The organism is Aquabacterium sp. (genome assembly GCF_004297345.1).
Taxonomy (GTDB): Bacteria; Pseudomonadota; Gammaproteobacteria; order Burkholderiales; family Burkholderiaceae_C; genus Aquabacterium.
The window spans coordinates 1-8,524 of record NZ_SCTN01000535.1; the positions used below are offsets into that span (position 1 = coordinate 1).

The 8,524-nt window shown below is 63.2% G+C and carries 8 protein-coding genes; all 8 read right to left on the bottom strand.

All coding sequences use genetic code 11. The features are described 5' to 3' along the window. On the bottom strand, window positions 1–806 hold an 806-nt coding region (locus EPO09_RS20740; RefSeq protein WP_290646247.1), incomplete at its 3' end, for an FAD-dependent monooxygenase. Between the two features lie 20 nt (window positions 807–826). Continuing rightward, a complete protein-coding gene (locus EPO09_RS20745) occupies window positions 827–1,411 on the bottom strand; it encodes an OmpA family protein (RefSeq protein ID WP_290646249.1) in 585 nt (194 codons plus the stop codon). 96 nt (window positions 1,412–1,507) lie between these two features. Continuing rightward, entirely contained in the window at window positions 1,508–2,275 is a 768-nt protein-coding gene (locus tag EPO09_RS20750; RefSeq protein WP_290646251.1) for a protein phosphatase 2C domain-containing protein, read from the bottom strand. Beyond that, window positions 2,272–4,560: a type VI secretion system-associated FHA domain protein TagH gene (gene tagH / locus EPO09_RS20755; RefSeq protein WP_290646253.1), complete on the bottom strand. Its 2,289-nt coding sequence runs from the start codon at window positions 4,558–4,560 to the stop codon at window positions 2,272–2,274. Before tagH ends, EPO09_RS20750 begins: the two co-directional genes overlap by 4 nt. 122 nt (window positions 4,561–4,682) lie before the next feature. Then, entirely contained in the window at window positions 4,683–4,859 is a 177-nt protein-coding gene (locus EPO09_RS20760; protein WP_290646255.1) for a hypothetical protein, read from the bottom strand. Beyond that, window positions 4,856–6,154, bottom strand: coding sequence for a TIGR02270 family protein (locus EPO09_RS20765; RefSeq protein ID WP_290646257.1), 1,299 nt, complete (start codon window positions 6,152–6,154; stop codon window positions 4,856–4,858). Before EPO09_RS20765 ends, EPO09_RS20760 begins: the two co-directional genes overlap by 4 nt. Window positions 6,155–6,183: 29 nt before the next feature. After that, window positions 6,184–7,035, bottom strand: a complete 852-nt coding sequence (locus tag EPO09_RS20770) for a hypothetical protein (protein ID WP_290646259.1) — start codon at window positions 7,033–7,035, stop codon at window positions 6,184–6,186. A gap of 52 nt (window positions 7,036–7,087) precedes the next feature. Further along, on the bottom strand, window positions 7,088–8,524 hold a 1,437-nt coding region (locus EPO09_RS20775; RefSeq protein WP_290646261.1), incomplete at its 5' end, for an RHS repeat-associated core domain-containing protein.

The following is an 8,524-nucleotide window of genomic DNA, read 5'->3' on the forward strand; positions in this document are numbered from 1 at the left end:
AGCAAAACGCGGTCACGCCCTGGCTCGCGCTTGTAATCACCAAATGGCAGGTGGTGCCCCTTGACCTTGCCTGGCGGCATGGTGCCAAACAGGCTGAGCAGGAAGGCCTCGAAATCGCGCTTCATATTGGGATTGCGGGCCTGGATGCCGCCTACGCCGACCGTCACCGTGTCACGCTTGGGAAACACCCAGCCATAGCCCCAGTTCACGATCCCGAAATAGATCTCGGGCCGGTCAACCGCGCGAGTCAGCAGCGCACGGTCCACGTCCATCTCCAGGGCAAAGGCAATTTTGCTGCGGTCATAAGCGGCGCCGAACAGCGTCCTGGCGACCAGGCTGTTGACCCCATCGGCGCCAATCAGATAGTCGAAGCTGAATTGCGCGCCCGATTGCAGCGTGCACAGACGTTTCGCCAGATCGAGGGAGGCCACCCCGTCGCCCAGATACATGGCACAACCTCGCGCCTTGGCCAGGTTCAACAGGTAATCGTCAAATTGGGCGCGATGGGTGAAATACAGCGGCGTGTAACCATCGACCTCGCTCAGACAGCGATTTCGATGGAACAAACGGATGCCGGCGCATGCGTATTCGTGAGCCTGATCCCAGGCTGCATCGCCAAAGATGCGCGTAAATTGCTTGCGGCTGCGCATCGAGAGCAAGCCACCGCACAACTTGGCCCGCGGAAAGACCGCCTTGTCGATCAGGCCGACATCCACACCCAGACTCGCGAGCGTGTGCGCGGCCGACGCACCCGCCGGGCCGCCCCCCATCACCAGAACGGCATGGTGCCGCCTCACGCCTGACACGGCGGCTACACCGATACGGATCAGTCCTTGGTCACATCCGTCACGATGGTGACGCGGCGGTTTTCGACGGCTGCGGGATCTTTCGCATTGAGGACTTCGCTGTCGCCCTTGCCCACGGCCTTCAGGCGCTTGGCATCGATCGAGTGCGCGACGATCAGGTAGTTGCGCACGCTCTCGGCTCGTTGCTGCGACAGGCTCAAATTGGCATCGTGCATACCACGTGGGTCAGCGTGGCCTTCCACGTTGAAACCGTATTCGGCCAGCTTGTTGTTGCGCAGCGCAGCGGCCACCACATCGAGCTGCTTCTTGGCCTGAGGCGTCAGGTCAGCAGAATTGGTCTCGAAAGTGATAAGCAGCGAGGCGCTGGGCTTGCGGGCGGCTTGTTGACCCGGGGTGTCGCGCTGCACGCGCAGGCTGCGGGTGACCACGGGCTCTTCAGGCGTAAGTGCATCGATCAGGTTGTTCTCGGTCACGGCCTTGCCCTTGAGCACGGTGGTCGGTGCGGGGCCTTCGGCATGGGACTGAACGTGAATCAGGGCCAAACCAGCAGCCACAGCGGCAGCCAGCAGTGAACGGGCCAGGAGAGAAGCGGAAGACGTGTTCATGACAGGTCCTTGAGAATCAGGTTGACGGTCGCACTGTAGAGCGACCACTCGGGGAAGAAAAGCGACTTTTGTCACCAGGGTCATGCGCCTGGGCGCTCAAGCCCCGATGCGGGTGATCTCGGCAGGGTTACCCGCCCAGACAGCCACCGCAGTGTAGTTGTCCTGATTGGGAATACGGCATTGCGCCACGATGGCCGCCATCTCGTCGAGCCACTGTTGCGGTGTAGCGGCCCGAAACAGCGTGCGCTCCAGGTCTTCCAGCTCCAGTTGATCCCACCAGCCGTCCGAGCACAGCAGGAAGACATCGCCGTCCAGAATCTGCTCGGGCTGCCTGGTCACGTGCACATTGGGCGTTTCTTCACTGCCCATCGCCGCCAGCAACTGGTTCTTGCGCGGATGGTGTTTGGCCTCCTCAGGCTTGATGTAGCCGGCGTTGACCATGTGCTGCACCACACTGTCGTCGACCGTGAGCTGCTCGGCGCGCCCCTGGCGGACTCGGTACAGGCGCGAATCGCCCACGTGCGCCCACAAGGCCTGGCCCACCTCGGCATCCATCCACAAGGCCACCACAGTGGCATGCATGCGCTGCTGGCTGGTGAGGCCGTGCTGGCCTGTATTGAGCACCTCGTTGGCCTCTTCGATGGCGGCTTCCAGCACAGCAGGGTTGAACACCGTGGCGCGCTGCAGCAGCACGGTGGCCGTGCGCACCACGATGTCAGAGGCCATGGCGCCGTTGCTGTGCCCCCCGGCCCCGTCCGAGACGATGGCATAGACCTGGGCACCGGAGGTGCCGTGGCGCAGGTCGTCTTCGTTGTGCGAACGCTGGCCGACTTCGCTGCGGCTCGCTACTTCAATGTGCATCATGCAGAGGGGCTGGTGGAGGCAGCGGGGTGGCGACCGGACTGGCGCCGCTCGGCATCCAGTCGGTCAAGCTGTTCTTCGTAGGCCTGCAGGAAGGCCCGGCCGAACAGGTTGTGGAAATCATCCTGCGCTTCGGTTTTGACCGCCTCGTAGTGCTGCAGATACAGCTCCCAGAGCTTGGCGCGGCGGTTCATCGGCAGCAGGCTGTCGAGCATGCTGCGGCCCACCAGCTTGGTTTCAAGCTGCTCGGGCTCGAAGCGAGCCAGCACGCCTTCCAGCGCGGCACGCATGCCCACCATCGTGCCGATGGTGTGGCCCAGCAGATCGTCCATGGCATCGGCCACGGCTTCAGGGCCCGTCATGAAGCCACGCATCGGCGGCTGCAGCAGTTGCTCCATGGCCGATTGCGTATCGGGCGAGAACTTCAGCGGGTTGTTGCGACGCGCCTGGATCACGGTGACTTCGGCACGCATCTCCTGCTTGGTCGCAGCGCGAGCCGCCACCAGCTTGAGGCTGCCATCCACCGTGTGGTGCAGCAACTGGCCGATGACGCGCATCAGATTCGGATTGAGGCCCTGCGGTGGCGTGAAGCGGATACCGGCGCCTTCGCAGAACGCCGCCCACAAGGCTTGCGTGTCAGCAGCGGGCGCCGAACCCAACGGGGCCACGGCTGCCGATGCTGTGGGCGCGGCCTGAGGCGCCGCCGCAGATGCCAGCGGCACATTGGTGGGGGCCTCATCGTCCGGCACCGATGCGGGCTGCTGTACGGCCACGTGCGGCACAGCCGTTTGCGGTATGGGCAACTGGGTTTCCAGTGGGGCCTGCAGCGGCTCATGGCCGACGGGCAAGCTCAGGTCCAGACCCAGCAAATCGTCCGCTGGCAAGGCCGGGCTGGCAGGCTCTGCGGGACGAGGAACACGCACACTGGGCACCGTTTGCGGCGACAGATCCAGGTCATCCAGCAAGGAGGATCTGGCAGAAGCACCCAGGCCCAGATCGGCAAAGGGTGACGCCGTGTCAGAGACGGCCTCCAGACCTGGCGCGGGATCGGCAGGCGCGGCAGCAGGCGACGGCATGAACGAAAAACTGGCCGACATGTGCTCGCGCGGGGCGGCAACAGGCTCTGCCTTGGCTTCAGCCACCGGCGGCAAGACCATGGCCGCCTGCAACTCTGGCACGTCATCTGGCAAGGTGGCGCCAGTGGGTTGCGCATCACGCGATGAAGGCGCAACCAGCACATCCGCTCGCGGCGTGATCAATGCCAGCGGATCGACGTTGCTGGGCATGCCAGCGGCAGCCTCGGCCGGTGCGGCCGGTTCGGTTTTCTTCAGGAAGCTGGCCAGCGGATCGGACGATGTGCCCCCGCCCAGACCAAAGAGCTGATCGATTGAATTGGCCCCCGCCGGCGCCACCGCGCCCATCAAGTCCAGATCCCCCGGCAAGGCTGGCGCACCAGGGTTCAGATCGAAGGGATGGGCACTGGCCGCTGGCGTGGGCGACTTGGGCAGATCCCAACTGCCAGAGGAGGGCACGGCCGGGCGCCCGGTGGGCGAAGGTGCGGCCTGGAAGTCGGCAAAAGGATCGAAATCATCGGGCAGACGATTCGAGACAGGTGCGGCAGGGGCTTGCGCCGGTGGCGTCGGCGAAGCAAAGGGATGGCTGGCCGGCCCTGGTGTACCCAGCAAATCCGCGAAAGGCGATGCCGACGAGGGCGCCGCAGGCTGCGCAAAGGCGGGTGACGATCCACTGCCGAAGCCGCCCAACAGATCTGCAAATGGCGATGCAGGTGCAGCGGCAGACGCCACAGGCGCACTCACCGGTGCAGCCATGGACGGCGTCTGGATCGCAGACCGCTCCGCAGCGTGCATCAAGCTGGAATCCGTGCGGGGCTCCTGACCCGAGCCCACGATGACCGTGCGCGAGTCCACTGCAGCGCGCCCCTTGGTGATCGTGCGCGCCGTGGCATCGTTATTCGAATAAGTGACGTGCAGGGCATAGGTCCCGATCTGCAGTTCGTCGTTTTCATCCAGCAAGGCGCCTTCCCCTGGCGGAATGGCCTTGTTGTTATGCCAGATCGGATTGGCATTGCCCACGTTGAGCAGTCGCCAACCATCGGGGCTGCGGCTGACTTCAGCCTGCAGGCGCGAGATGCGGCGCTCAGGATCGGGCAGGGCCAGCGTGTTGGTATCGGACCGGCCGATGGTGCCGCCACGCTCGTCGAAATACGCGGAAATCGCCTGCGTCAAGGGCTGCCCAGCAAGGCTGACGGCGCGGATGAGCAAGTGCATGAAGACTCCAGACTGCCCCTGTTATAGAGATGCGATGGGGCGATGATCCGAATGGTGTCCGCGCAGCTGACCTTGGTCAATCAACGAAAGTCATGCGCGCAAACGCGCAAAACTGAGCGAGCTCAAGGATGCGCTTGCCACGCGTGCCAGATCAGCACGGCAGCAAAGATCAAAGCGGTCGTCAAGCGACCCTTCGCGGCAGGCGTGATGCGCTTGTGTTTGACGATGTCCATCACAGCCAGTGCCAACAGCACAACGCCGACCACAGCCAGAACCGTCAAAGGATCGATGTGCATCATGCGGCTCCCGACACGTCGCTCAACCAGCGACGCTGCCGCCAGGCCGGTGCCGCCACCGGGAACAATTTGCTGCCCGGCTGCAACAGACACAGGTACTCGGCAGCCATGATGCGCTGGCGCTGAGCGCCCTGACTCAACACAGTCAAGGCATGCGCCAGATGAGGCGGCTCACCCATGAAGTAGCGCTGGCCTTGAACAAAACGACCGCCATGCGCCTGCCACCAGGCCTGAACACGTAACGGGTCGGGCCAAGGCAGGCTGTCGTCCTCATCCAGGCCAACTTCATCGTTGTCAGGCTCGTCGCTTGGGCCTGCTGATGCGACAGGCGTATCGTCCTGAGCACGCTCCAGCTCTGCCGCACTCAAGTCCAGACCACAGATCAGACTGAATGCCTCGCCTGCCAGCCTGGCCCATTTTTCATCGGCCATGTGGTGAATCAACCAGGGCAGCACTTGCACATCCCCGACCCAGGCCACCATGCGCATCATCCGGCGTTTGTGCAAGGGGCTGGCTTCTGCCTGTGCCGCCAGTGCCCTCACCTGCTCCCGGCCCCAATCCAGTGGCGCGGCCATGATGGCCAGGCGATGCGCCGCTTGCGGTGGCAAAGCCTGGCCGTCTTGCAAAGCCAGCAGTGCCTGTCGAACCAAGTCACTTTGCCCCTGACCCCACAGCGTCAGTGCCCAGGCTGCAGCCCGTTGTGCGTCCCCTTGCGAAGACACCAAGGCCTGCCGCGCCCCTTCAGCCAGATCCAGGCGACCCAATTGTCCCGCCACCCGCCAGGCACTGGCACGCACGAAGGCATCTGCATCCTGCGTGGCCTGCTGCAAGACCGTACCGGGATCAACCCGGTGCATGGCGCACGCCGACAAGGCCCAGGCCCGATGGCGCGGCACCTTGCTGCCCAGCAAGGCACGCACGGTACCTTGCAAATCCTCGGCCGACACCCAGCCCAAGGCGGACAAGAAGCCCCGCTCGGCCTGCGGCAAGGTGGCCGCCAACGTGACCAGTTGCGTCAAGGTTGTCGCGTCTCGGGTCTGCAAAGCCAGCACGGACAAGGCAAACATGACGCCCGCCGATGGCTCGGCCAGTTCCTGACGCAAACAGGCCAGACCGGCCACACCGGCCTCATGCAGGCCATCGAGGTGCGCTGCGATGCGGTCATCAAGCCTGCGTAAACGATGCAGTTGCACATGCGGGGCGCGCAGCAACACCGCCCGGATGTGCCGCAACACAGCCACCTCTTCGGCATGCTGCTGCAACACCGCCACAACGGGGCGGGGGCTGACTGTGCTCATGTGCTCGCTCACCTCGTGCTGACCTCGCCTTAAGACCGCGCCTGCAGGGCCGACTGCAGTTGGCTTTCCTTGTGGGTGTAATGCTTGCGGTTCTTGTCGACATAGAACTCTTCAAGTGCCGCGTGAGCCAGCACGGGGTTCATATCGCCATCCACACATTCCCAGATGTAGAGCCGCTTGAGCGCCGGCAACTGCTTGATGAAGCCCAGGGATTCGAACGTCGTGAACAGTTCCAGGTCCAGCAGAGACTTGCTGGACAGGAAGGCAAAGTCCTTCCAGCCAATCTTCTCGACGTTCAGGCGCTCCAGTGTGTTGAGCTTGAGTGCCTTGGCAGGCACCTCCAGCTTGGGCAGATCCTGTAGCGTCAGGTCACGCAGGGCTTCACACTTGAACAGCTTGTCGATCTGACAGAGCTTCCTGGACGCGCTGATGCGCACCTCGGACGCGCTGATGCCGGCGAGCTCCTTGGGCAAGGCCTCGGTCTGCCAATCGATGAGGTAGAGCATCTTGAGAGAGGTGATCTTGTCCAGCCCGTCCAGCGCATCACCCTTGCTGAGCACCAGCGTCTCCAGCCTGGTAAAGGCAGAGAAATCGAGCCTGATCCACTGAGGCATGCTCAGTTCCTGCAAGTCCGCGAGCGCCTGGATGGATACCAGTGCGGCCGGATCCGGCGTCAGTCCCTCGTCCAGCACCAACTTGCGAATCCAGGTCTGGCCGATGAGGGCAGATGGATCAAAGGACAGGTTCTTGCTGCGCGAGTCGAGCGGCGATACACGGATGGCCGTGAGCTTCTTGGTCGCGGCGGCTGCCAGGCCCGCTGCCAGGTGAGCGGGGTCAATCACAAAGTAGCCCGTCTCGGGACGGTTTTCGAATTTCTTCATGCCTGTTTCCTGAACTTGAACACCTGGGGCGTCACCTTACTGCACGCGCACATCACAAACCGCACGCGGTCTTTTGCTTTTCGAACTCGTCACGCAGAGCCTTCGCTTTACGCCTGGCCTCCGCCTTGCGCTTGGGCGTGGCCGCCTCGAACTTTTTCTTGCCCGGTGAGTTGAGCTTGGGGCTGTTGGCCCAGTTGGGAGAGGCCCGCGCGCCGTAGTGCTCCATCAGCAGGTGCTCCACCATGAAGCCCATCTCGTTGTCCTTGTAATCCTTGTGGATCAAAACGGTCTTGGGGCAGCCCTTCAGGCGCGCACGCTTGGACGTTGCTGAGCGCCCCTTGGGGCCCTTGCCGATGTAGTTGCGCTTGCCGCCACCAGACATGATGTAGGTACCCGTGAGCCCTGTCGGGTCAATCCAGAACAGGGGGCTGGGTACATACCGGTATTCATTGAGCCCGCCGAACAAACCCACCGGATCCTTGCTCAGAAAGCGTCCGGCTTCAGGGTCGTAATAGCGCTGGAAGTTGTAGTGCAAGCCCGTTTCTTCGTCCCACTGCTGGCCTTGGTGGCGCAGGTGTTGGGGCGCATCACCCTCGCTGCCAGTCAGTTGACCCCATGCGGTGTAACGCCCGGACCAGATCGTCTGCCCCTCTTCATCGGTCAGCGCTTGCGGCAAGCCGACCTGATCGCAGTGGTAGTACTGCAAACGGCAGGGTTGATCGGCATGCGTCAGGTCTTCGATGGCCTGCGCCATGGGCACATGGTTGTCGGGCTCGTACAAATAGATCTGACGATGTGACTGGCGCTCCTCCAGCAGCAGCCGGTCTTCATCCCACAGATAACAAACCGTGCCCGCCGGCCCTTGTTTGGCGATGCGGCGCCCAAAAGGGTCATAGAGGTAGTTGGTCTCGCACACCCCGTGCTGATCCCGGCGTACGGAGCGGATCAGCTTGTGCTCGTCATCCCAGATCAGGCTGAGCGAGGCATGCTGACCAGTGCGCTTTTCAATGACACGGCCATGCACGTCATACACAAACTCGGTGTCGCCTTGCTCCGCCACGCGGTTGTGTCGCCAAGCCGGCGCAGGGCCAGCGCCGCCCGCCTGCATGTTGTGAGCGGGGTCATACCGATAAGTCTCGGAACCGCTTAGCACCAACCGATCCAGCAGATCATGCGCGTGCGTGATGACACGATCGACACTCGTGGTTCGCGCCGGGCGGCCGCCTGCATCGTAGTCATAGCGCCGCTCAAATGCCACAGCCCCTGCCACAGCCCCCGCACCGTCAGGCGGCCGATGGCGAGCCTGCAAGCCACGCAATCTGTTCATGGGATCAAGCTGGCGGGTGCTGACCAGACGACCTTGCGTTCGAGAGATCTCGCGATGCAGGGCATCACGCTCAAGGTCGGACACGACCTGATCCTGCAAGCAGACTTGGTGCAGGTGCCCGCTGCCGTAATACAAGCGCTTGATCGCACGGCCACCGGGCAA